This is a genomic window from Microbispora sp. H10830 (assembly GCF_014161375.1).
GTDB lineage: Bacteria > Actinomycetota > Actinomycetes > Streptosporangiales > Streptosporangiaceae > Microbispora > Microbispora catharanthi.
On record NZ_JABBWX010000003.1, the window covers coordinates 1 to 22,326 of the forward strand.

At 67.1% G+C, this 22,326-nt stretch carries 28 protein-coding genes and 1 pseudogene; all 29 read left to right on the plus strand.

Annotation, left to right across the window (positions count from 1 at the left end):
• Positions 1 to 1,286 (plus strand): annotated as a pseudogene (locus tag HHX35_RS09260) (DNA-directed RNA polymerase subunit beta); the annotation flags it as partial.
• A gap of 19 nt (positions 1,287 to 1,305) precedes the next feature.
• The gene (locus HHX35_RS09265; RefSeq protein WP_182898484.1) at positions 1,306 to 5,181 is read left to right on the plus strand and encodes a DNA-directed RNA polymerase subunit beta'; all 3,876 of its coding nucleotides are present in this window, start codon (positions 1,306 to 1,308) and stop codon (positions 5,179 to 5,181) included.
• A 561-nt stretch (positions 5,182 to 5,742) separates the two neighbouring features.
• The gene (gene rpsL / locus HHX35_RS09270) at positions 5,743 to 6,117 is read left to right on the plus strand and encodes a 30S ribosomal protein S12 (protein ID WP_030508316.1); all 375 of its coding nucleotides are present in this window, start codon (positions 5,743 to 5,745) and stop codon (positions 6,115 to 6,117) included.
• 1 nt (position 6,118) lies between these two features.
• Complete coding sequence (gene rpsG / locus HHX35_RS09275; RefSeq protein WP_079319871.1) at positions 6,119 to 6,589, plus strand: 30S ribosomal protein S7; 471 nt, start codon at positions 6,119 to 6,121, stop codon at positions 6,587 to 6,589.
• An 84-nt stretch (positions 6,590 to 6,673) separates the two neighbouring features.
• Complete coding sequence (gene fusA, locus HHX35_RS09280; RefSeq protein ID WP_220505274.1) at positions 6,674 to 8,722, plus strand: elongation factor G; 2,049 nt, start codon at positions 6,674 to 6,676, stop codon at positions 8,720 to 8,722.
• A gap of 162 nt (positions 8,723 to 8,884) precedes the next feature.
• Positions 8,885 to 10,078, plus strand: coding sequence for an elongation factor Tu (gene tuf / locus HHX35_RS09285; protein ID WP_036328531.1), 1,194 nt, complete (start codon positions 8,885 to 8,887; stop codon positions 10,076 to 10,078).
• A gap of 245 nt (positions 10,079 to 10,323) precedes the next feature.
• The gene (rpsJ, locus tag HHX35_RS09290; RefSeq protein WP_012887830.1) at positions 10,324 to 10,632 is read left to right on the plus strand and encodes a 30S ribosomal protein S10; all 309 of its coding nucleotides are present in this window, start codon (positions 10,324 to 10,326) and stop codon (positions 10,630 to 10,632) included.
• A 13-nt stretch (positions 10,633 to 10,645) separates the two neighbouring features.
• Complete coding sequence (rplC, locus tag HHX35_RS09295) at positions 10,646 to 11,302, plus strand: 50S ribosomal protein L3 (RefSeq protein WP_182898486.1); 657 nt, start codon at positions 10,646 to 10,648, stop codon at positions 11,300 to 11,302.
• The gene (rplD, locus tag HHX35_RS09300; protein ID WP_182898487.1) at positions 11,299 to 11,949 is read left to right on the plus strand and encodes a 50S ribosomal protein L4; all 651 of its coding nucleotides are present in this window, start codon (positions 11,299 to 11,301) and stop codon (positions 11,947 to 11,949) included. Before rplC ends, rplD begins: the two co-directional genes overlap by 4 nt.
• Positions 11,949 to 12,251: a 50S ribosomal protein L23 gene (gene rplW / locus HHX35_RS09305; protein ID WP_139573662.1), complete on the plus strand. Its 303-nt coding sequence runs from the start codon at positions 11,949 to 11,951 to the stop codon at positions 12,249 to 12,251. The genes rplD and rplW overlap by 1 nt, the downstream gene beginning before the upstream one ends.
• A 132-nt stretch (positions 12,252 to 12,383) precedes the next feature.
• Entirely contained in the window at positions 12,384 to 13,220 is an 837-nt protein-coding gene (gene rplB / locus HHX35_RS09310) for a 50S ribosomal protein L2 (protein WP_111699908.1), read from the plus strand.
• 11 nt (positions 13,221 to 13,231) lie between these two features.
• Positions 13,232 to 13,510, plus strand: coding sequence for a 30S ribosomal protein S19 (rpsS, locus tag HHX35_RS09315; protein WP_182898488.1), 279 nt, complete (start codon positions 13,232 to 13,234; stop codon positions 13,508 to 13,510).
• Between the two features lie 33 nt (positions 13,511 to 13,543).
• Complete coding sequence (gene rplV, locus HHX35_RS09320) at positions 13,544 to 13,897, plus strand: 50S ribosomal protein L22 (protein ID WP_030508325.1); 354 nt, start codon at positions 13,544 to 13,546, stop codon at positions 13,895 to 13,897.
• The gene (gene rpsC, locus HHX35_RS09325) at positions 13,897 to 14,742 is read left to right on the plus strand and encodes a 30S ribosomal protein S3 (RefSeq protein WP_182898489.1); all 846 of its coding nucleotides are present in this window, start codon (positions 13,897 to 13,899) and stop codon (positions 14,740 to 14,742) included. Before rplV ends, rpsC begins: the two co-directional genes overlap by 1 nt.
• Before the next feature lie 2 nt (positions 14,743 to 14,744).
• Positions 14,745 to 15,164 (plus strand): 50S ribosomal protein L16, encoded by a 420-nt coding sequence (gene rplP, locus HHX35_RS09330; RefSeq protein ID WP_030508327.1) that lies wholly within the window; start codon positions 14,745 to 14,747, stop codon positions 15,162 to 15,164.
• The gene (rpmC, locus tag HHX35_RS09335; protein WP_030508328.1) at positions 15,164 to 15,400 is read left to right on the plus strand and encodes a 50S ribosomal protein L29; all 237 of its coding nucleotides are present in this window, start codon (positions 15,164 to 15,166) and stop codon (positions 15,398 to 15,400) included. The genes rplP and rpmC overlap by 1 nt, the downstream gene beginning before the upstream one ends.
• Complete coding sequence (gene rpsQ / locus HHX35_RS09340; protein ID WP_079319862.1) at positions 15,393 to 15,680, plus strand: 30S ribosomal protein S17; 288 nt, start codon at positions 15,393 to 15,395, stop codon at positions 15,678 to 15,680. The genes rpmC and rpsQ overlap by 8 nt, the downstream gene beginning before the upstream one ends.
• Positions 15,681 to 15,868: 188 nt before the next feature.
• Entirely contained in the window at positions 15,869 to 16,237 is a 369-nt protein-coding gene (gene rplN, locus HHX35_RS09345; RefSeq protein ID WP_030508330.1) for a 50S ribosomal protein L14, read from the plus strand.
• A gap of 8 nt (positions 16,238 to 16,245) precedes the next feature.
• Complete coding sequence (rplX, locus tag HHX35_RS09350) at positions 16,246 to 16,551, plus strand: 50S ribosomal protein L24 (protein ID WP_220505276.1); 306 nt, start codon at positions 16,246 to 16,248, stop codon at positions 16,549 to 16,551.
• Positions 16,551 to 17,135 carry a 50S ribosomal protein L5 gene (gene rplE / locus HHX35_RS09355; protein WP_182898491.1) on the plus strand — a complete coding sequence of 195 codons (585 nt, stop codon included), beginning with the start codon at positions 16,551 to 16,553 and terminating at the stop codon, positions 17,133 to 17,135. The genes rplX and rplE overlap by 1 nt, the downstream gene beginning before the upstream one ends.
• A 2-nt stretch (positions 17,136 to 17,137) precedes the next feature.
• On the plus strand, positions 17,138 to 17,323 hold the full coding sequence (locus HHX35_RS09360; RefSeq protein ID WP_030451489.1) for a type Z 30S ribosomal protein S14: 186 nt from the start codon (positions 17,138 to 17,140) through the stop codon (positions 17,321 to 17,323).
• A gap of 111 nt (positions 17,324 to 17,434) precedes the next feature.
• The gene (gene rpsH / locus HHX35_RS09365) at positions 17,435 to 17,833 is read left to right on the plus strand and encodes a 30S ribosomal protein S8 (protein ID WP_139573658.1); all 399 of its coding nucleotides are present in this window, start codon (positions 17,435 to 17,437) and stop codon (positions 17,831 to 17,833) included.
• 18 nt (positions 17,834 to 17,851) lie between these two features.
• Entirely contained in the window at positions 17,852 to 18,394 is a 543-nt protein-coding gene (rplF, locus tag HHX35_RS09370; RefSeq protein WP_142563124.1) for a 50S ribosomal protein L6, read from the plus strand.
• A gap of 2 nt (positions 18,395 to 18,396) precedes the next feature.
• Positions 18,397 to 18,780: a 50S ribosomal protein L18 gene (gene rplR / locus HHX35_RS09375; RefSeq protein WP_079319860.1), complete on the plus strand. Its 384-nt coding sequence runs from the start codon at positions 18,397 to 18,399 to the stop codon at positions 18,778 to 18,780.
• 64 nt (positions 18,781 to 18,844) lie between these two features.
• Positions 18,845 to 19,477, plus strand: a complete 633-nt coding sequence (gene rpsE, locus HHX35_RS09380) for a 30S ribosomal protein S5 (RefSeq protein ID WP_030508336.1) — start codon at positions 18,845 to 18,847, stop codon at positions 19,475 to 19,477.
• A 2-nt stretch (positions 19,478 to 19,479) separates the two neighbouring features.
• A complete protein-coding gene (gene rpmD / locus HHX35_RS09385; protein WP_079319858.1) occupies positions 19,480 to 19,662 on the plus strand; it encodes a 50S ribosomal protein L30 in 183 nt (60 codons plus the stop codon).
• Positions 19,663 to 19,664: 2 nt separating this feature from the next.
• Positions 19,665 to 20,120 carry a 50S ribosomal protein L15 gene (gene rplO / locus HHX35_RS09390; protein ID WP_139573656.1) on the plus strand — a complete coding sequence of 152 codons (456 nt, stop codon included), beginning with the start codon at positions 19,665 to 19,667 and terminating at the stop codon, positions 20,118 to 20,120.
• A gap of 181 nt (positions 20,121 to 20,301) precedes the next feature.
• Positions 20,302 to 21,609, plus strand: a complete 1,308-nt coding sequence (secY, locus tag HHX35_RS09395; protein ID WP_182898492.1) for a preprotein translocase subunit SecY — start codon at positions 20,302 to 20,304, stop codon at positions 21,607 to 21,609.
• A complete protein-coding gene (locus tag HHX35_RS09400; RefSeq protein ID WP_139573654.1) occupies positions 21,609 to 22,262 on the plus strand; it encodes an adenylate kinase in 654 nt (217 codons plus the stop codon). Before secY ends, HHX35_RS09400 begins: the two co-directional genes overlap by 1 nt.
• The last annotated feature ends 64 nt before the right edge of the window (positions 22,263 to 22,326 follow it).

Below are 22,326 nucleotides of genomic sequence, written 5' to 3' on the forward strand. Positions count from 1 at the left end.
ACATCGAGGAGCACGAGGTCGACGCCCGCGACACCAAGCTGGGCCCCGAGGAGATCACCCGGGACATCCCGAACGCCTCCGAGGACGCCCTGGCCGACCTGGACGAGCGGGGCATCATCCGGATCGGTGCCGAGGTGGTGACCGGTGACATCCTGGTGGGGAAGGTCACGCCCAAGGGTGAGACGGAGCTGACTCCTGAGGAGCGGCTGCTGCGTGCGATCTTCGGTGAGAAGGCGCGTGAGGTCCGTGACACCTCGTTGAAGGTGCCGCACGGTGAGTCCGGCAAGGTCATCGGGGTGCGGGTGTTCAGCCGGGAGGAGGGCGACGAGCTTCCTCCGGGTGTCAACGAGCTGGTGCGCGTGTATGTGGCGCAGAAGCGCAAGATCACCGATGGTGACAAGCTCGCCGGCCGTCACGGCAACAAGGGCGTCATCTCCAAGATCCTGCCGGTGGAGGACATGCCGTTCCTTGAGGACGGCACGCCGGTCGACATCGTCCTCAACCCGCTGGGTGTGCCCGGCCGGATGAACGTCGGCCAGGTGCTGGAGACCCATCTCGGGTGGATCGCCGCCCGCGGATGGGACGTCAGCGGCCTCGAGGAGGCCTGGGCCGAGCGCCTGCGCGACAAGGGCATGGACAGGGTCGAGCCCTGGACCAAGGTCGCCACGCCGGTGTTCGACGGCGCCCACGAGGAGGAGATCGTCGGCCTGCTCGACAACACCCTGCTCAACAGGGACGGCTCCCGCATGGTGGGGGAGAACGGCAAGGCGCGGCTGTTCGACGGCCGCTCCGGCGAGCCGTTCCCGCACCCGATCTCGGTGGGCTACATCTACATCCTGAAGCTGCTGCACCTGGTCGACGACAAGATCCACGCTCGCTCGACCGGTCCGTACTCGATGATCACCCAGCAGCCGCTGGGTGGTAAGGCGCAGTTCGGCGGCCAGCGCTTCGGCGAGATGGAGGTGTGGGCGCTGGAGGCCTACGGCGCGGCGTACGCGCTGCAGGAGCTGCTGACGATCAAGTCCGACGACGTGCTGGGCCGAGTGAAGGTCTACGAGGCCATCGTCAAGGGCGAGAACATCCCCGAGGCGGGCATTCCCGAGTCCTTCAAGGTCCTCATCAAGGAGATGCAGTCGCTCTGTCTGAACGTCGAGGTTCTCTCCAGCGACGGCATGTCGATCGAGATGAGGGACACCGACGAGGACGTCTTCCGCGCGGCGGAGGAGCTCGGCATCGACCTGTCCCGGCGTCCCCACGAGGGCGCGATGACCGTCGACGAGGTCTGATTCAAAAGGGGATTATCTAGTGCTCGACGTCAACTTCTTCGACGAGCTGCGCATCGGCCTCGCGACCGCCGACGACATCAGGCAGTGGTCGCACGGCGAGGTGAAGAAGCCGGAGACCATCAACTACCGGACCCTCAAGCCGGAAAAGGACGGGCTCTTCTGCGAGAAGATCTTCGGTCCGACCCGGGACTGGGAGTGCTACTGCGGCAAGTACAAGCGCGTCCGCTTCAAGGGCATCATCTGTGAGCGCTGTGGCGTCGAGGTCACGCGCGCCAAGGTGCGCCGCGAGCGGATGGGCCACATCGAGCTTGCCGCTCCGGTCACCCACATCTGGTACTTCAAGGGCGTCCCGTCGCGCCTCGGTTACCTGCTCGACCTGGCCCCGAAGGACCTGGAGAAGGTCATCTACTTCGCGGCGTACATGATCACGCATGTCGACACCGAGATGCGTGACCGCGACCTGCCGTCGCTGGAGGCGAAGATCTCCGTCGAGCGGCAGCACATCGAGCAGCGCCGCGACGCCGACATCGAGGCCCGCCAGAAGAAGCTCGAGGCCGACCTGGCCGAGCTGGAGGCCGCCGGCGCCAAGGGCGACGCCCGCCGCAAGGTGCGTGAGGGCGCCGACCGTGAGATGCGCCAGCTCCGCGACCGGGCCCAGCGCGAGCTGGACCGGCTCGAGGAGGTCTGGAGCCGCTTCAAGAACCTCAAGGTCCAGGACCTGGAGGGCGACGAGCTGCTCTACCGCGAGATGCGCGACCGGTTCGGCCGCTACTTCCGCGGCGGCATGGGCGCCCAGGCCATCCAGGAGCGGCTGACCGGCTTCGACCTGGAGGCCGAGGCGGAGAACCTGCGGGAGACCATCCGCAGCGGCAAGGGCCAGAAGAAGGCCCGCGCCCTCAAGCGGCTCAAGGTCGTCGCGGCGTTCCTCAACACCCGCAACTCGCCGAGCGGCATGGTCCTCGACTGCATCCCGGTGATCCCGCCGGACCTGCGGCCGATGGTCCAGCTCGACGGTGGCCGCTTCGCCACCTCGGACCTGAACGACCTGTACCGCCGGGTCATCAACCGGAACAACCGCCTCAAGCGTCTGCTCGACCTCGGCGCGCCCGAGATCATCGTGAACAACGAGAAGCGGATGCTTCAGGAGGCCGTCGACGCCCTGTTCGACAACGGCCGCCGCGGCCGCCCGGTCACGGGCCCCGGCAACCGTCCGCTGAAGTCCCTCAGCGACATGCTGAAGGGTAAGCAGGGTCGTTTCCGGCAGAACCTGCTCGGCAAGCGCGTCGACTACTCCGGCCGTTCGGTCATCGTCGTCGGCCCGCAGCTCAAGCTCCACCAGTGCGGCCTGCCCAAGCAGATGGCGCTGGAGCTGTTCAAGCCGTTCGTGATGAAGCGCCTGGTCGATCTCAACCACGCGCAGAACATCAAGTCCGCCAAGCGGATGGTCGAGCGGTCCAAGCCGGTCGTGTGGGACGTGCTCGAAGAGGTCATCACCGAGCACCCGGTGCTGCTCAACCGCGCGCCCACCCTGCACCGCCTGGGCATCCAGGCCTTCGAGCCGCAGCTCGTCGAGGGCAAGGCCATCCAGATCCACCCGCTCGTCTGCACCGCGTTCAACGCGGACTTCGACGGCGACCAGATGGCGGTGCACCTGCCGCTGTCGGCCGAGGCCCAGGCCGAGGCCCGGATCCTGATGCTGTCCACGAACAACATCCTCAAGCCGGCGGACGGCAAGCCGGTGACGATGCCCACCCAGGACATGGTCATCGGTCTGTACTGGCTGACCACCCAGAAGGAGGGCGGCGTCGGCGAGGGCCGGGTGTTCGCCACGGTGTCGGAGGCTCTCATGGCCTTCGACCGCCACGAGCTGGACATCCAGGCCAAGGTCCACGTGCGGCTCAAGGACGTCCCGCCGCCGCGCGGCTGGGAGGCCCCCGAGGGCTGGGAGTCCGGCGACCCGATTCGGCTGGAGACCACGCTGGGCCGGTGCCTGTTCAACCAGACGCTGCCCGCCAACTACCCCTTCGTGAACTACCAGGTCGGCAAGAAGCAGCTCTCGGCGATCGTCAACGAGCTGGCCGAGCGGTACCCGAAGGTGGAGGTGGCCAACGCGCTCGACTCGCTGAAGGACGCCGGCTTCTACTGGGCGACCCGCGCCGGTGTCACGATCTCCATCGAGGACGTCGTGGCGCCGCCGAACAAGGCCGAGATCATGGAGTCGTACGAGAGGCGGGCCGACAAGGTCCAGCGGGAGTACGACCGCGGTCTGATCACCGACGAGGAGCGCCGTCAGGAGCTCATCGAGATCTGGACCCACGCGACGGCGGACGTCGAGACCGACATGGTCAACGCGTTCCCGGCGACCAACCCGGTCTGGATGATGGTCAACTCCGGCGCCCGCGGTAACCGCATGCAGGTCCGGCAGATCGCCGGCATCCGCGGCCTGGTGTCCAACACCAAGGGTGAGACGATCCCGCGGCCGATCAAGTCCTCCTTCCGTGAGGGCCTGTCGGTGCTGGAGTACTTCATCTCGACCCACGGTCAGCGGAAGGGTCTGGCGGACACCGCCCTGCGGACCGCCGACTCCGGTTACCTGACCCGTCGTCTGGTCGACGTCGCGCAGGACGTCATCGTGCGCGAGATCGACTGCGGCACCGACCGGGCCGTCCCGCTGCACGTCGGCGAGCGCGACTCCCAGGGCAACCTGGTCAAGGCCGAGAACGCCGAGAGCAACGTGCACGGCCGCATCCTGGCCGAGGACGTCGAGGTGGACGGCAAGCTCATCGCGTCTGCGGGCGTCGACATCAACGACGACGTGGTGACGGCGCTGGTGAACGTCGGCATCGAGACGGTCAGGACCCGCAGCACGCTCGTCTGCGAGGCCAAGATCGGTGTCTGCGCGACCTGCTACGGCCGTTCGCTGGCCACCGGCAAGCTCGTGGACGTCGGCGAGGCCGTCGGCATCATCGCGGCCCAGTCGATCGGTGAGCCCGGCACCCAGCTGACCATGCGTACCTTCCACACCGGTGGTGTGGCGGGTGCGGACATCACCCACGGTCTGCCGCGTGTCCAGGAGCTGTTCGAGGCCCGCATCCCCAAGGGTGTGGCCCCGATCAGCGAGGTCGCCGGCCGGGTCAGGATCGACGAGACCGACAAGACGCGCAAGATCGTTGTCACCCCGGACGACGGCTCCGACGAGGTCGCCTACCCGGTGTCGATGCGGTCGCGGCTGCTGGTCTCCGAGGGGCAGCACGTGGACGTCGGCCAGCTCCTGATCGCCGGTGCGCGCAACCCGAACGAGGTCCTGCGCATCCTCGGCCCGCGCGCCGTCCAGCTCCACCTGGTGGACGAGGTGCAGCAGGTCTACCGCTCGCAGGGCGTGTCGATCCACGACAAGCACATCGAGGTCATCGTCCGGCAGATGCTCAAGCGCGTGAACGTGCTGGAGTCCGGTGACACCGAGCTGCTGCCCGGTGAGCTGGTCGAGCGGCCGCGCTTCGAGGCGCTCAACCGTCAGACCGTGGCGGAGGGCGGCCAGCCGGCCTCCGGCCGTCCCGTCCTGATGGGCATCACCAAGGCCTCGCTGGCCACCGAGTCGTGGCTGTCGGCGGCGTCCTTCCAGGAGACGACGCGAGTCCTCACCGACGCGGCGATCCACGCCAAGTCGGACTCGCTGCTCGGCCTCAAGGAGAACGTCATCATCGGTAAGCTCATCCCGGCCGGTACGGGCATGCCCCAGTACCGCAACATCCGGGTGGAGCCGACCGAGGAGGCCAAGGCCGCGATGTACACGGTCGGCGGCTACGACGGCTCGGCTGCGGACTACACCTTCGGCTCCGGCAGCGGCGAGGCCGTCCCGCTGGAGGAGTACGACTTCGGTCAGTACGGCCGTTGACAGGTCGCCGCGGTGAGCGATCGCCGCGGCGGGGACGTACGGAAGCGGCCCGGGGCATCCCGCCCCGGGCCGCTTTCCGTTGTCCGCGTCCGCGTACGCGCGCGGTGCCGGGCGGGGGGACGGCGTGGAAACCGTGAGAAGCGGCTCGTGCGGACGGTATGATGGGAGGCCGAGTCCTTCGGCGGTCCTGCTTGGGCCGTCGGCGCAGCGACACGTCGAGACAGCGGGGCACGTCCCTCCGGGGCGTCCTCCTCTGTTTTGACGTGTTGTACGGGGGCGGGTAGGCTTTACGTTCGTGCCCGTCTGTGGGCTCGCATGCGTGCGCTTGAATGCCACTTCTCGATGAGAGGGGTGTGCGGGGGCGCCGCGTGACTCCTCCAGATCGACCGGGTCCGCCCGGGTGTGATGCGACTAGAGCGCGACACGCCCGAGCGCGGGGGTCGAAGGGGATGGAAAACCAGCAGGTCATGACACCGGCAGTACCTGCAAGCCTGTGAGAGGCGGCATCGCCACCTCGATCGGGTTCTACGTATCACCGGCTAGGCACGAAACGGAGACGCGGTGCCCACCATTCAGCAGTTGGTCCGTAAGGGCCGGCAGGACAAGGTCAGCAAGACCAAGACTCCTGCCCTCAAGGGGAGCCCGCAGCGGCGCGGCGTTTGCACCCGCGTTTACACGACGACCCCCAAGAAGCCCAACTCGGCGCTGCGCAAGGTGGCCCGTGTTCGGCTCACCAACGGCATCGAGGTCACGGCTTACATCCCTGGGGTGGGCCACAACCTCCAGGAGCACTCGATGGTGCTCGTGCGTGGTGGTCGTGTGAAGGACCTGCCGGGTGTTCGCTACAAGATCATCCGTGGTTCGCTGGACACCCAGGCCGTCCGCAACCGCAAGCAGGCCCGCAGCCGTTACGGCGCTAAGAAGGAGAAGAGCTGACATGCCGCGCAAGGGTTCCCCTGGCCGCCGCCAGCTGGTCGCTGACCCGGTGCACAACTCGCCGCTGGTCACCGCGCTTATCAACAAGGTTCTCCTGGACGGCAAGCGCTCCCTCGCGCAGTCGATCGTCTACGGCGCCCTCGAGGGCTGCAAGGACAAGACCGGCAACGACCCGGTCGTCACCCTCAAGCGCGCTCTCGACAACGTCCGCCCGACGCTCGAGGTGAAGAGCCGTCGCGTCGGTGGCGCCACCTACCAGGTGCCGGTCGAGGTCAAGGCCTCGCGCAGCACCACGCTGGCGCTGCGGTGGATCGTCCAGTACTCCCGCGCGCGCCGCGAGAAGACCATGACCGAGCGGCTCATGAACGAGCTGCTCGACGCGAGCAACGGCCTCGGCGCCAGCGTCAAGCGGCGCGAGGACACGCACAAGATGGCCGAGTCCAACAAGGCCTTCGCCCACTACCGCTGGTAGTGAGCACCGACGACGAGTTAAGGACGCGAAGAAGTGGCCACCACGACCGCTCTTGACCTGGCCAGGGTCCGCAACATCGGGATCATGGCCCATATCGACGCGGGCAAGACCACGACGACTGAGCGCATCCTGTTCTACACCGGCATCAACTACAAGATCGGTGAAGTCCATGAGGGCGCTGCCACCATGGACTGGATGGAGCAGGAGCAGGAGCGCGGCATCACCATCACCTCCGCCGCGACCACCTGCAGCTGGCTTGATCACACGATCAACATCATCGACACGCCCGGACACGTGGACTTCACCATCGAGGTCGAGCGGTCGCTGCGTGTTCTCGACGGCGCGGTCGCGGTGTTCGATGGCGTCGCCGGCGTGGAGCCGCAGTCGGAGACGGTCTGGCGTCAGGCCGACCGGTACGGCGTGCCCCGCATCTGCTTCGTGAACAAGATGGACCGGGTCGGCGCGGAGTTCCACCGCTGCGTCGACATGATGATCAGCCGGCTGGGCTCCTCCCCGGCGGTCATCCAGCTTCCCTGGGGCGTCGAGGCCGACTTCAAGGGCGTCATCGACCTGGTGAAGATGAAGGGTCTGCTCTGGAGCGCCGAGGCGGCCAAGGGCGAGATGTACGACACCGTCGACATCCCGGCCGACCACGCCGACGCGGCCCGCGAGTGGCGCGACAAGCTGGTCGAGACGGTCGCCGAGAACGACGACGAGCTCATGGAGCTCTTCCTGGAGGGCGTCGAGCCCACCGAGGAGCAGCTCGTCGCGGCTATCCGCCGGGCGACGGTCGCCGGCGCGATCAACCCGGTCCTGTGTGGCACCGCGTTCAAGAACAAGGGCGTGCAGCCCCTGCTCGACGCGATCGTCGCCTACCTCCCCGCCCCCACCGACATCCCGGCCTTCAAGGGCCACGCGGTGGGCAAGGAGGAGGAGATCGTCGAGCGCCACGCGGACCCGAACGAGCCCTTCGCGGCGCTGGCGTTCAAGATCATGAGCGACCCGCACCTGGGCAAGCTCACCTACATCCGCGTCTACTCCGGAACGCTCGAGACCGGCACCACCGTGGTGAACTCGGTCAAGGGCAAGAAGGAGCGGATCGGCAAGATCTACCAGATGCACGCGAACAAGCGCGAGGAGCGCCCGTCCGCGACCGCTGGTCAGATCGTGGCCGTCATGGGCCTGAAGGACACCACCACCGGCGACACTCTGTCGGACCCGGTCAAGCAGGTCGTCCTCGAGTCGATGACGTTCCCCGCGCCGGTCATCAACGTCGCGATCGAGCCCAAGACCAAGGGCGACCAGGAGAAGCTGTCGACCGCGATCCAGCGGCTGGCCGAGGAGGACCCGTCCTTCCAGGTCCGCCGTGACGAGGAGACCGGCCAGACGGTCATCTGGGGCATGGGCGAGCTCCACCTGGAGATCCTCGTCGACCGGATGCGCCGCGAGTTCAAGGTCGAGGCGAACGTCGGCCGCCCGCAGGTCGCCTACCGGGAGACCATCCGCCGCAAGGTGGCGAAGGTCGAGTACACGCACAAGAAGCAGACCGGTGGTTCCGGCCAGTTCGCGCGCGTGATCATCGACCTGGAGCCGCTGGGCGAGGGCAACGACGGTTACGAGTTCGAGAACAAGGTCACCGGTGGCCGCATCCCGCGGGAGTACATCCCGTCGGTGGACGCGGGCGCGCAGGAGGCGGCCGAGTTCGGCGTGCTCGCCGGTTACCCGATGGTCGGCGTCAAGGTCACGCTTCAGGACGGTGCCTTCCACGAGGTCGACTCGTCGGAAATGGCCTTCAAGATTGCCGGCTCGATGGCCTTCAAGGAGGCCGCGCGCAAGGCAGACGCCGTACTCCTCGAGCCGATGATGGCCGTCGAGGTCACCACGCCCGAGGACTACATGGGAGACGTCATCGGCGACCTGAACGGTCGTCGCGGACAGATCCAGGCAATGGACGAACGGTCCGGCGCCCGTGTGATCAGGGCGCTCGTTCCGCTCTCCGAGATGTTCGGCTACGTGGGCGACCTGCGCAGCCGCACTCAGGGGCGGGCGAGCTACAGCATGCAGTTCGACTCCTACGCGGAGGTGCCCCCGGGCATCGCCAAGGAGATCGTCGCGAAGGCTCGGGGCGAATAGTTCCGCACCACTGTGGCGGGGCGCCGTAGAGATCGTCGCTCCGTAGCCAGAGGGGCTCGGGACGAATTGTTCCGCTCGGTGCACGGCGGGGGAATGCCTCCGCCGTGCACAGCCTGAGGTAAAAGACGCAAGTCAAGTCAGAATCTCTAAGGAGACAGACCAGTGGCCAAGGCCAAGTTCGAGCGGAACAAGCCGCACGTGAACATCGGCACCATTGGGCACATCGACCACGGCAAGACCACTCTGACCGCGGCGATCACCAAGGTGCTTCACGACCGTTTCCCGCAGCTCAACGAGGCGACCCCGTTCGACAAGATCGACAAGGCGCCCGAGGAGAAGGCTCGCGGAATCACCATCTCCATCGCGCACGTCGAGTACCAGACCGAGAAGCGCCACTACGCCCACGTGGACTGCCCCGGTCACGCCGACTACGTGAAGAACATGATCACCGGTGCCGCCCAGATGGACGGCGCGATCCTGGTGGTCGCGGCGACCGACGGCCCGATGCCGCAGACGAAGGAGCACGTCCTCCTGGCCCGCCAGGTCGGCGTCCCCTACATCGTCGTGGCCCTCAACAAGGCCGACATGGTGGACGACGAGGAGATCCTGGAGCTCGTCGAGCTCGAGGTCCGCGAGCTGCTGTCCGCCCAGGAGTTCCCGGGTGACGACCTGCCGGTCGTGCGCGTATCGGCGCTCAAGGCGCTCGAGGGCGACGAGAAGTGGGGCGACTCCATCATCGAGCTCATGAACGCCGTGGACGAGAACGTCCCCGAGCCCGTTCGTGACACCGACAAGCCGTTCCTCATGCCGATCGAGGACGTTTTCTCGATCACCGGTCGTGGCACCGTCGTCACCGGCCGTATCGAGCGCGGTGTCGTCAAGGTCAACGAGACCGTCGACATCATCGGCATCAAGGAGAAGAGCACCACGACGACCGTCACCGGCGTCGAGATGTTCCGCAAGCTCCTCGACGAGGGCCAGGCCGGTGACAACGTCGGTCTGCTCCTGCGCGGCATCAAGCGCGAGGACGTCGAGCGCGGCCAGTGTGTCATCAAGCCGGGCACGACCACCCCGCACACCGAGTTCGAGGCGCAGGTCTACATCCTGTCCAAGGACGAGGGTGGCCGCCACACGCCGTTCTTCAACAACTACCGGCCGCAGTTCTACTTCCGTACCACGGACGTGACCGGTGTCGTGAACCTGCCGGAGGGCACCGAGATGGTCATGCCCGGTGACAACACCGAGATGACCGTCCAGCTCATCCAGCCGATCGCGATGGAGGAAGGCCTCAAGTTCGCGATCCGCGAGGGCGGCCGCACCGTCGGCGCCGGCCGTGTGACGAAGATCATCAAGTAGTAGCACCGCTGGGCGGCGGTCGGGCCCATGAGGGCCTGACCGCCGCACCACGGAGGGGCCGGAAACGGCCTCCCACGGACGACGAGACCGTGATCTCGCAGTGCTTTCGGCCGCACCTCGACCGAAGCCACTGCCAGATCACGGAACACCGGACGGGATCCGGAACGTCGGTCGCGTGGAAACGACCTGCGGCACCAGGCCGCGTGAAGCTTTATAGGACGACAGCGAAGGACACCGAGGCCATTATGGCGGGACAGAAGATCCGCATCCGGCTCAAGGCGTATGACCACGAGGTCATCGACAGCTCGGCCAAGAAGATCGTCGAGACGGTGACGCGGACCGGCGCCAAGGTCGCTGGCCCGGTGCCGCTGCCGACCGAGAAGAACGTGTACTGCGTCATCCGGTCGCCGCACAAGTACAAGGACAGCCGCGAGCACTTTGAGATGCGTACGCACAAGCGGCTGATTGACATCATCGACCCGACGCCGAAGACGGTCGACTCGCTCATGCGTCTCGACCTTCCCGCCGGCGTGGACATCTCGATCAAGCTCTAAGGAACGCACTGACATGGCTAAGCAGATCAAGGGCGTCCTGGGCAAGAAGCTCGGCATGACCCAGGTCTTCGATGAGGCGAACCGGGTGATCCCGGTCACCGTCGTCGAGGCCGGTCCGTGCGTGGTGACCCGGGTCCGCACTCCGGAGAAGGACGGCTACGCCGCCGTCCAGCTCGGCTACGGACAGATCGACCCGCGCAAGGTGAACAAGCCCCTGGGCGACTACCTGCGCAAGCACGACATCACCCCGCGCCGCTACTTCGCCGAGGTTCGCACCGACGACGCCTCCGAGTACACGGTCGGCCAGGAGCTCCTCGCCGACACCTTCGAGGCAGGGCAGTACGTCGACGTCACGGGCAAGAGCAAGGGCAAGGGCTTCGCCGGTGTCATGAAGCGCCACAACTTCCGTGGTCTGGGCGCTTCGCACGGTACCCAGCGCAAGCACCGCTCCCCGGGCTCCATCGGTGGCTGCGCCACCCCGGGCCGGGTCTTCAAGGGCCTGCGCATGGCCGGCCGGATGGGCAACGTCCGCACGACGGTCCAGAGCCTCAAGGTGCACGCCGTGGACGCCGAGAAGGGCCTCATCCTGATCAAGGGTGCGATCCCCGGCGCCAACGGCAGCCTGGTCCTCCTCCGCACCGCTGCCAAGAAGGGGGTTGCTGCGAAGTGACCACGACCATTGACGTCCTCGACGCCAGCGGCGCCAAGACGGGGACCGTCGACCTCCCCGAGGAGGTCTTCGGGACCAAGGTCAACGTCCCGCTGATCCACCAGGTGGTCGTCGCCCAGCTCGCCGCGCGCCGGCAGGGCACCCACGCCACCAAGACCCGCGGCAACGTCTCCGGCGGCGGCAAGAAGCCGTACCGGCAGAAGGGCACCGGCCGCGCCCGCCAGGGCTCGACCCGCGCTCCGCAGTTCGCCGGCGGTGGCGTCGTCCACGGCCCGCAGCCGCGCTCGTACGAGCAGCGGACGCCCAAGAAGATGAAGGCGGCCGCCCTCAAGGGCGCGCTGTCCGACCGCGCCGGCGGCGGCCGCGTCCACGTGGTGAGCAGCCTGGTCACGGGTGACACGCCCAAGACCAAGGCCACTCTGGAGGCGCTGCGGAAGATCACGCAGGCCCGCAGCGTGCTCGTCGTGGTCGACGAGAACGACGAGGTCACCTGGCTCAGCCTGCGCAACGCGCCCGAGGTCCACCTGCTGGACGCGGGACAGCTGAACACCTACGACGTGCTGTGCCACGACGACGTGGTCTTCACCCGTGAGGCCTACGACCAGGTCGTGGCCCGGCTGGCGAACAGCGGGAAGGAAGAGGCCTGATGCAGAAGATCGCCGACCCGCGTGACATCATCCTCAAGCCGATCGTCTCTGAGAAGAGCTACGGCCTGATCGATGAGCACAACAAGTACACGTTCCTGGTGCGCAAGGGTGCCAACAAGACGCAGGTGAAGATCGCCGTCGAGCAGATCTTCGGCGTCAAGGTGACCGGCGTGAACACGATCAACCGCCAGGGCAAGCGCAAGCGGACCAAGCACGGCTACGGCCAGCGCCCGACCACCAAGCGTGCGATCGTGAGCCTGGCCGAGGGCGAGCGGATCGACATCTTCGGTCAGATCGGCTAGCACACCTGCCGCAGCGGGGAGAGGGGCCCCTCGCCACAGTGCGAGGGACCGGCCCCGAGGAAGAAAGCACCGGGGGGACCGCCGTGAGGCGGACCCCGACCGGTACGAACCGACGAAGGATGAACGAAAAAGATGGGCATCCGTAAGTACAAGCCGACGACTCCGGGTCGGCGCGGCGCGAGCGTCTCGGACTTCGCCGAGATCACGCGCAGCACGCCGGAGAAGTCGCTGCTTGCCCCACTGCACAGCAAGGGCGGCCGCAACGTCCACGGCCGGGTGACCGCCCGGCACCAGGGAGGCGGGCACAAGCGCGCCTACCGGATCATCGACTTCCGCCGCCACGACAAGGACGGGATCCCGGCCAAGGTCGCGCACATCGAGTACGACCCGAACCGCACCTCCCGCATCGCGCTGCTGCACTACGCCGACGGTGAGAAGCGCTACATCCTCGCCCCCGCCGGCCTCAAGCAGGGGGACCAGGTCGAGAACGGCCCCACGGCCGACATCAAGCCGGGCAACTGCCTGCCGCTGCGCAACATCCCGACCGGTACCTTCATCCACGCGGTGGAGCTGCGTCCGGGTGGTGGCGCCAAGCTCGGCCGCAGCGCCGGCGCGCAGATCCAGCTGCTCGCGAAGGAGGGCATGTACGCCACGCTGCGTATGCCGTCCGGAGAAATGCGCCAGGTCGACGTGCGGTGCCGGGCCTCGGTGGGCCAGGTGGGCAACGCCGAGCAGTCCAACATCAACATCGGCAAGGCCGGCCGCAACCGCTGGAAGGGCAAGCGCCCCACGGTCCGCGGTGTCGCCATGAACCCGGTCGACCACCCGCATGGTGGTGGTGAGGGCAAGACCTCCGGTGGTCGCCACCCGGTGAACCCGAAGGGCAAGCCCGAGGGCCGCACGCGGCAGCCGAACAAGCCGAGCGACCGGCTGATCATCCGTCGTCGGAGCAAGAGGAAGAAGCGGTAGGAGCAGCCGATATGCCACGTAGTCTTAAGAAGGGTCCCTTCGTGGACGACCACCTGCAGAAGAAGGTGGACGCCCAGAACGAGAAGGGCACCAAGAACGTCATCAAGACGTGGTCGCGGCGCTCCATGATCGTGCCCGACATGATCGGCCACACGATCGCCGTGCACGACGGCCGCAAGCACGTTCCGGTGTTCATCACCGACTCGATGATCGGTCACAAGCTCGGTGAGTTCGCCCCCACGCGGACGTTCCGTAGCCACGTCAAGGAAGACCGCCGCAGCCGGCGGTAAGCGCCTTCAAGCCAGCAGTTAGAGGAGAAAGCGATGGAAGCCAGGGCACAGGCGCGGTACGCGCGCCACACGCCCCGGAAGGCCCGCCGTGTGGTGGACCTCATTCGCGGGCTGCCCGCTTCGGAGGCGCAGGCCGTGCTGCAGTTCGCTCCCCAGTCGGCGAGCGAGACCGTCTACAAGGTGCTCTCGAGCGCGATCGCGAACGCTGAGCACAATTTCAAGCTCGACCGGGAGACGCTCTTCGTGAGCCGCGCGTGGGTCGACGAGGGGCCGACCCTCAAGCGTTTCCGCCCGCGCGCCCAGGGTCGTGCCTATCGGATCAACAAGCGGACCAGCCACATCACCGTGATCGTGGAGTCCCGCGAGCCGAAGGGAAGGACCCGCTAGTGGGCCAGAAGGTTAACCCGCACGGGTTCCGCCTCGGCATCACGACCGACTTCAAGAGCCGGTGGTACGCCGACAAGCTGTACAAGTCGTACGTCGCCGAGGACGTGGCGATCCGTCGCATGCTGCAGAAGGGCATGGAGCGGGCCGGCATCTCCAAGGTCGAGATCGAGCGCACGACCGACCGCGTCCAGGTCGACATCCACACCGCCCGGCCGGGCATCGTCATCGGCCGCCGCGGCGCCGAGGCCGACCGCATCCGCGGCGACCTGGAGAAGCTGACCAAGAAGCAGGTCCAGCTGAACATCCTCGAGGTGAAGAACCCCGAGATCGACGCGCAGCTCGTCGCGCAGGGCGTGGCCGAGCAGCTGTCCAGCCGCGTCTCGTTCCGCCGGGCCATGCGCAAGGCCATGCAGTCCGCCATGAAGAGCGGGGCCAAGGGCATCCGTGTCCAGTGCTCCGGTCGTCTGGGCGGCGCCGAGATGTCGCGTTCGGAGTTCTACCGCGAGGGCCGCGTGCCCCTGCACACGCTCCGTGCCGACGTGGACTTCGGCTTCTACGAGGCCCGCACCACCTTCGGCCGCATCGGCGTGAAGGTGTGGATCTACAAGGGCGAGGCCCCGACCAGCCGTTCCGAGCGGGAGGCGGCCGCGGCCGGCGCCCGTGCGGGCCAGCGTCGTGAGCGCGACGACCGTCGTGGTGGCGCGGGCGAGCGTCCGCGTCGTGGCGGCGACCGTCCCCGTCGTGGCGGCGCGGGCCGCGGCGACCGTGCACCCAGGAATGAGGCGGCCGCGCAGGCCGCCCCCGAGACCGGCCCGGCGGAGCAGCCGGGTGCTGAAGGGAGCTGACCATGCTGATCCCGCGCAGGGTCAAGCACCGCAAGCAGCACCGGCCCGACCGCAGCGGCGCCGCCAAGGGCGGCACCCGGGTCGTCTTCGGCGAGTTCGGCATCCAGGCGCTTGAGCACTCCTACGTGACCAACCGCCAGATCGAGGCCGCGCGTATCGCCATGACCCGGCACATCCGCCGTGGCGGCAAGGTGTGGATCAACATCTTCCCGGACCGCCCCCTGACGAAGAAGCCGGCCGAGACCCGCATGGGTTCCGGTAAGGGCTCTCCGGAGTGGTGGATCGCCAATGTCAAGCCCGGCCGTGTCATGTTCGAGCTGTCCGGTGTCGCCGAGCCCGTGGCCCGCGAGGCCATGCGGCGCGCGATGCACAAGCTCCCCATGAAGTGCCGTTTCGTCAAGCGTGAAGTGGGTGAGGCGTGATGGCTAAGGGTCTGACCGCCGCGGAGCTGCGTGTCGAGGACCAGGAGGTGCTGGTCCAGAAGCTGAAGGAAGCCAAGGAGGAGCTGTTCAACCTCCGCTTCCAGTCGGCGACGGGTCAGCTGGAGAGCCACGGGCGGCTGCGCGCCGTCCGCCGCGAGATCGCCCGCATCTACACCGTGATGCGCGAGCGCGAGCTCGGAATCGTCACGGTCGAGAAGGAGCCGAGCGATGTCTGAAGCAACCGAGACCCCGACCACTGAGACGCAGCGGAACTACCGCAAGACCCGTGAGGGCCTGGTCGTCAGCGACAAGATGGACAAGACCGTCGTCGTCGCCGTCGAGGACCGCGTCAAGCACCCGCTGTACGGCAAGGTCATCCGCCGTACGACCAAGTACAAGGCCCACGACGAGCAGAACGCCTGCGGCGTCGGCGACCGTGTCCTCCTGATGGAGACCCGGCCGCTGTCGGCCACCAAGCGGTGGCGGGTCGTCGAGATCCTCGAGAAGGCCAAGTAACACCACAGACGCGCCTCGTGGGGGGTGGGAGACCGCCCCCCATGATGGTGTCCAAGGGGCGGGGCCGGCCATCGGTCCCGTCCGCCCGCGGCGGCGGTCGTACGGCTGTCGCCGAGGGAACAAGACCACATCAGGTTCGGCCAGGCTCACCGCGAGGGTGAGAACCGGCACGACACACAGGAGTAGACGTGATCCAGCAGGAGTCGCGGCTCAAGGTCGCCGACAACACGGGTGCCAAGGAGATTCTTTGCATCCGCGTGCTCGGCGGCTCGGGTCGGCGCTACGCGGGAATCGGCGACATCATCGTGGGCACGGTGAAGGACGCCATTCCCGGCGGGGGCGTTAAGAAAGGCGACGTTGTCAAGGCTGTCGTGGTGCGCACCGTGAAGGAGCGCCGCCGCCCCGACGGCTCCTACATCCGCTTCGACGAGAACGCCGCGGTCATCATCAAGGACAGCGGTGACCCCCGGGGCACCCGCATCTTCGGCCCGGTGGGCCGTGAACTGCGCGACAAGAAGTTCATGCGCATCATCTCGCTCGCGCCGGAGGTGCTGTGATGTCGAAGCTGCACGTGAAGAAGGGCGACCTCGTCCAGGTCATCGCCGGCAAGGACAAGGGCGCCAAGGGCCGGATCATCGCCGCCTACCCGCGCGACGAGCGCGTGGTGGTCGAGGGCGTCAACATGATCAAGAAGCACTCCAAGGTCACCAACCAGGGCCCGCGCGGCGCCAAGGAAGGCGGCGTGCAGACCATGGAGGCTCCCATCCACGTGAGCAACGTCAAGAAGCTCAAGGATGACGAGAAGAAGCCCGAGAAGAAGGCCGCCGACAAGGGCGACGCCGAGGCGACGGGTGAGGGTGAGGACAGCTGATGACCACCACCACTACTGCGTCTACTGAGACTGGGCGAGTTGTTCCGCGCCTCAAGCAGCGCTACCGCGAGGAGATCATCGCGAAGCTGCGCGAGGAGTTCGGCATCGAGAACATCATGCAGGTGCCCACGATCACCAAGATCAAGGTGAACATGGGTGTCGGCGAGGCCGCCCGCGACTCGAAGCTCATCGAGGGCGCCGTGCGCGACCTGACCGCCATCACGGGCCAGAAGCCGGCCGTCGCCCGCGCCCGCAAGTCCATCGCGCAGTTCAAGCTGCGTGAGGGCATGCCGATCGGCGCGCACGTGACGCTGCGCGGCGACCGCATGTGGGAGTTCCTCGACCGCCTGCTGTCCCTGGCGCTGCCGCGTATCCGGGACTTCCGCGGCCTGTCGCCGAAGCAGTTCGACGGCAACGGCAACTACACCTTCGGCCTCACCGAGCAGGTCATGTTCCACGAGGTCGACCAGGACAAGGTGGACCGGCAGCGGGGCATGGACATCACGGTCGTGACCACCGCGAAGAACGACGAGCAGGGCCGGGCGCTGCTGAAGCTCCTCGGTTTCCCCTTCAAGGAGGCCTGATCATGGCGAAGACGTCGCTGAAGGTCAAGGCAGCGCGCAAGCAGAAGTTCGAGGTCCGGGCGTACACTCGGTGCTCCCGCTGCGGCCGTCCCCGCGCTGTCTACCGCAAGTTCGGGCTGTGCCGTGTGTGCTTCCGCGAGATGGCGCACCGGGGCGAGCTGCCCGGCATCACGAAGTCGAGCTGGTAAGCCCGCCGCGGGCCAGCCGTACAGAAGTCATATCAACCGGGCGCTGACCGCAGCGCCCACGACCACACCGAAGGTCCCATCGGGAAACCGCGGTGAGGAAGGCCACCGGCCATGACGATGACCGACCCGATCGCAGACATGCTGACGCGTCTGCGTAACGCGAACTCGGCCTATCACGACACCGTGAGCATGCCTTACTCCAAGATCAAGGCACACATCGCGGAGATCCTCCAGCAGGAGGGCTACATCCAGGGCTGGAGCGTCGAGGACGCGAAGGTTGGCAAGAACCTCGTGATGGAGCTGAAGTTCGGCCCCAGCCGCGAGCGCTCCATCGCAGGCCTGCGCCGGGTGTCGAAGCCCGGTCTGCGGGTCTATGCAAAGAAGGACAACCTGCCCCGCGTTCTGGGCGGTCTGGGCGTCGCGATCATCTCGACGTCCGGCGGCCTTATGACGGACCGGCAGGCGAGCAAGCGTGGAGTGGGCGGGGAAGTCCTCGCCTACGTCTGGTAACGAGGGGAGGCACTCAGCATGTCGCGAATCGGACGGCTGCCCATCCCCGTACCGGCGGGTGTCGACATCACGATCGACGGCCGGGAAGTCCAGGTCAAGGGGCCCAAGGGCACGCTCACTCACACGGTCGCCGAGCCCATCGAGGTCTCGCGCGGCGAGGACGGCGCCATCGCCGTCACCCGCCCGAACGACGAGAACAAGGTCCGTGCGCTGCACGGCCTGTCCCGCACACTCATCGCCAACATGGTGGCGGGTGTCACGCAGGGCTACACGAAGACGCTCGAGATCGTCGGCGTCGGTTACCGCGTCCAGGCCAAGGGTCCGACGGAGCTGGAGTTCTCGCTGGGCTTCAGCCACCCGGTGATCGTCAAGGCTCCCGAGGGCGTCAGCTTCCGTGTCGAGAGGCCGACCCTGTTCCACGTGGACGGCATCGACAAGCAGAGGGTCGGCGAGGTCGCCGCCAACATCAGGAAGCTGCGCAAGCCGGACCCGTACAAGGGCAAGGGCGTGCGCTACCAGGGCGAGGTTGTCCGCCGCAAGGTCGGAAAGGCTGGTAAGTAGGCATGGCTGGAAAGACTGCGTTCGGCAAGCACACGGCCGCCCGCACGGTCTCCCGGGCCCGCCGGCACCGCCGTGTCCGCAAGAACGTCTTCGGCACGGCCGAGCGTCCGCGCCTGGTCGTCAACCGGTCCACGCGTCACCTGTTCGTGCAGATCGTCGACGACACTCAGGGCCACACGCTGGTGAGCGCGTCCACGATGGACGTCTCGCTGCGCGGCGCCGAGGGTGACAAGACCGAGAAGGCGAAGAAGGTCGGCGAGCTTCTCGCTCAGCGGGCCAAGACCGCCGGGATCACCGCTGTCGTGTTCGACCGCGGTGGCAACCGCTACGCGGGGCGCATTGCCGCTCTCGCGGACAGCGCCCGTGAAGGCGGGCTGGAGTTCTGATGGCTCCGGTCCATGGGTCGCGACCGGCGACCCGTCCCAAGAGCAACGAGAAGAGGAACCACTGATGGCTGCAGCTCCGCGTCGCGGTGCCGGCGGCGGTGGCGAGCGGCGTGACCGTCGTGATGACCGCCGCGGCGGCGCCGCAGACAAGGGCGTCTCGTACATCGAGCGCGTCGTGAAGATCAACCGAGTGGCCAAGGTCGTCCAGGGCGGCCGGCGCTTCAGCTTCACCGCGCTGGTCATCGTCGGCGACGGCAACGGTCTCGTCGGGGTCGGCTACGGCAAGGCCAAGGAGGTGCCCGCGGCGATCGCCAAGGGCGTCGAGGAGGCCAAGAAGCACTTCTTCAAGGTTCCGCGGATTCAGGGCACCATCCCGCACCCGGTGCAGGGCGAGGACGCCGCCGGCGTCGTCCTCCTGCGTCCGGCCTCGCCCGGTACGGGCGTCATCGCGGGTGGCCCGGTTCGCGCGGTCCTGGAGTGCGCCGGGATCCACGACGTGCTGTCCAAGTCGCTCGGCTCGGACAACCCGATCAACATCGTGCACGCCACCGTGGCCGCTCTGAAGGGCCTCAGCCGCCCCGAGGAGATCGCGGCCCGCCGTGGTCTGCCGATCGAGGACGTGGCGCCCAAGGCGATGCTGAAGGCTCGCGCCGAGGGTCTGGCCGAGGCCGCGGCGGCCGCGAAGGCGGTGAGCTGACGGTGGCTCGACTGAAGATCACCCAGACCCGCTCCAAGATCGGTGGTCAGCAGAACCAGCGTGACTCGCTGCGCTCGCTGGGTCTGAAGCGAATCGGCGACGTCGTCGTCAAGGAGGACCGCCCGGAGATCCGGGGCATGGTCGCCAAGGTGTCGCACCTCGTCGAGGTTGAGGAGGTCGACTAGTCATGACCGAGAACGCTCCGCTCAAGATTCACGACCTCCGTCCGGCTCCCGGTGCCAACAAGGCCAAGACCCGCAAGGGCCGCGGCGAGGGCTCCAAGGGCAAGACGGCCGGCCGTGGCACCAAGGGCACCCGGGCCCGTACGGCAGTGATGCCGGGCTTCGAGGGTGGCCAGGTCCCGCTCCAGCGGCGGCTGCCGAAGCTGAAGGGCTTCTCCAACGCCCTGTTCAAGACGACCTACCAGGTCGTCAACCTGGACAGGCTCGGGGAGCTGTTCCCCCAGGGCGGCGACGTCACGCTCGACGACCTGGTGGCCAAGGGTGCGGTCCGTAAGAACCAGCCCGTGAAGGTGCTGGGCACCGGCGAGATCTCCGTGGCGCTGAACGTGCAGGCGCACGCCTTCTCCGCCAGCGCGAAGGAGAAGATCGCCGCGGCCGGTGGCTCGGTTTCCGAGCTGTAGGCATGACGCTGCACGAGGCGCGGAGGTTCGTTATGAGCCTCCGCGCCCGTAGTGCGTTAGAGTTCGCCTGGCACGGGGCTAAACCCGTGTCCGACCAAGCACTCTGGCAGGAAGACATGTCGATGGACGCCTTGCGGGCCATCGCCGACCGTTACCGCGTCACTGGCGCGCAGGAGGGACCGTGCTGACCGCGATTACCCGGGCGTTCCGGACGCCTGACCTGCGCAAGAAGCTGCTCTTCACACTGGGCATCATCGTGCTGTTCCGGCTTGGCTCGGTGCTTCCCACTCCGGGGGTCAACGCCAAGAACGTGGCCCTGTGTCTGGAGCAGGCCCAGGCGGGAGACGCTGCCAACATCTACGGGATGGTGCAGCTCTTCAGCGGCGGCGCCCTGTTGAAACTTTCAGTGTTCGCGCTCGGCATCATGCCGTACATCACCGCGAGCATCATCCTGCAGCTGCTGACGGTGGTGATTCCCCGGCTCGAGGCCCTGAAGAAGGAGGGCCAGGCGGGGACGGCGAAGATTACGCAGTACACCCGTTACCTGACCATCGGGCTGGCGGTGCTGCAGTCGACCGCGTTCGTCGCGCTGGCCCGCAGCGGGCAGCTCTTCCAGAACTGTAACCAGGAGATCCTGCTCAGCCAGGACGTCTTCCCGCTGGTCACCATGGTCATCACGATGACCGCCGGCACCGCCGTGATCATGTGGCTGGGCGAGCTGGTGACCGACCGCGGCGTCGGCAACGGCATGTCGATCCTGATCTTCACTCAGGTCATCGCGGTGTTCCCGTCGGAGCTCGTGAACATCTTCCGGCAGAGCCCGTTCAAGTTCGTCGTCGTGATGGTCGTCGGCGTCGTGATGATCGGCGTCGTCGTGTTCATCGAGCAGGCGCAGCGCCGCATCCCGGTGCAGTACGCCAAGCGGATGGTCGGTCGCCGTATGTACGGCGGCACCTCGACCTACATCCCGCTCAAGGTGAACCAGGCCGGCATCATCCCGGTCATCTTCGCCTCGTCGCTGCTGTACCTGCCGCAGCTTCTGGTCACGCTGTTCGGCAACAGCCAGAAGCCCAACATGATCGTCGAGTGGCTGGCGCAGAACATGATCAGGGGCGACCACCCGGTCTACATGGCCACGTTCTTCCTGCTGATCGTCTTCTTCACGTACTTCTACGTGTCCATCACTTTCAACCCCCCTGAAGTGGCTGACAACATGAAGAAGTACGGTGGGTTCATCCCGGGCATCCGCCCGGGCCGGCCGACCGCTGAGTATCTGAGCTACGTGCTCAACAGGCTCACGGCCGCGGGCGCTCCGTATCTGGGTGTGATCTCGCTCATCCCGATCATCGCGCTGGCGGTGGCCGGAGCGAGCCAGAACTTCCCGTTCGGAGGGACCAGCATTCTGATCATGGTTGGTGTTGGTCTGGACACGGTCAAGCAGATCGAGAGCCAGCTTCAGCAGCGCAACTACGAGGGCTTCCTGAGATAGTGCGCGTCGTCCTGGTAGGGCCCCCCGGAGCGGGTAAGGGGACGCAGGCCCAGTTCATCGCTTCGCACCTGTCGATCCCGAAAATCTCGACAGGCGACATCTTCCGTGCCAACGTCTCGGGCGGCACGGAGCTCGGCAAGCTCGCCAAGGAGTACATGGACCGCGGCGACCTCGTCCCCGACGAGGTGACCGTGGCCATGGTCCGTGACCGGCTGTCGGAGGACGACGCGCAGGAGGGCTTCCTCCTGGACGGCTTCCCCCGCAACGTGCCCCAGGCCGAGGTCCTCAAGAAGATGCTGGCCGAGTTCGGCACGGGGCTCGACGTGGTCCTCAACCTGGTCGTCGAGGACGACGAGGTCGTGCGCCGCCTGGCGGGTCGCCGTACGTGCCGTTCCTGCGGCAAGGTGTGGCATGTCGTGTTCGACCCGCCCGCCGTGGAGGGCGTCTGCGACGCCTGCGGCGGGGAGCTCTTCCAGCGGGACGACGACCGCGAGGAGACCATCAGGCGGCGCCTGGAGGTCTATCAGGAGCAGACGGCGCCGCTGATCTCGTTCTACGCCGACGAGGGAATCCTGCAGGGGGTCGACGCGACCGGGCCGGTCGAGGAGATCACCCAGCGGGCGATGTCGGCGCTGCGGCGGTTCGCCGACTGATTCGTTACCGCAGCCGGGAACGCCACTCCACTCCATGGGGTGGCGTTCAGGCTTATATGGGACA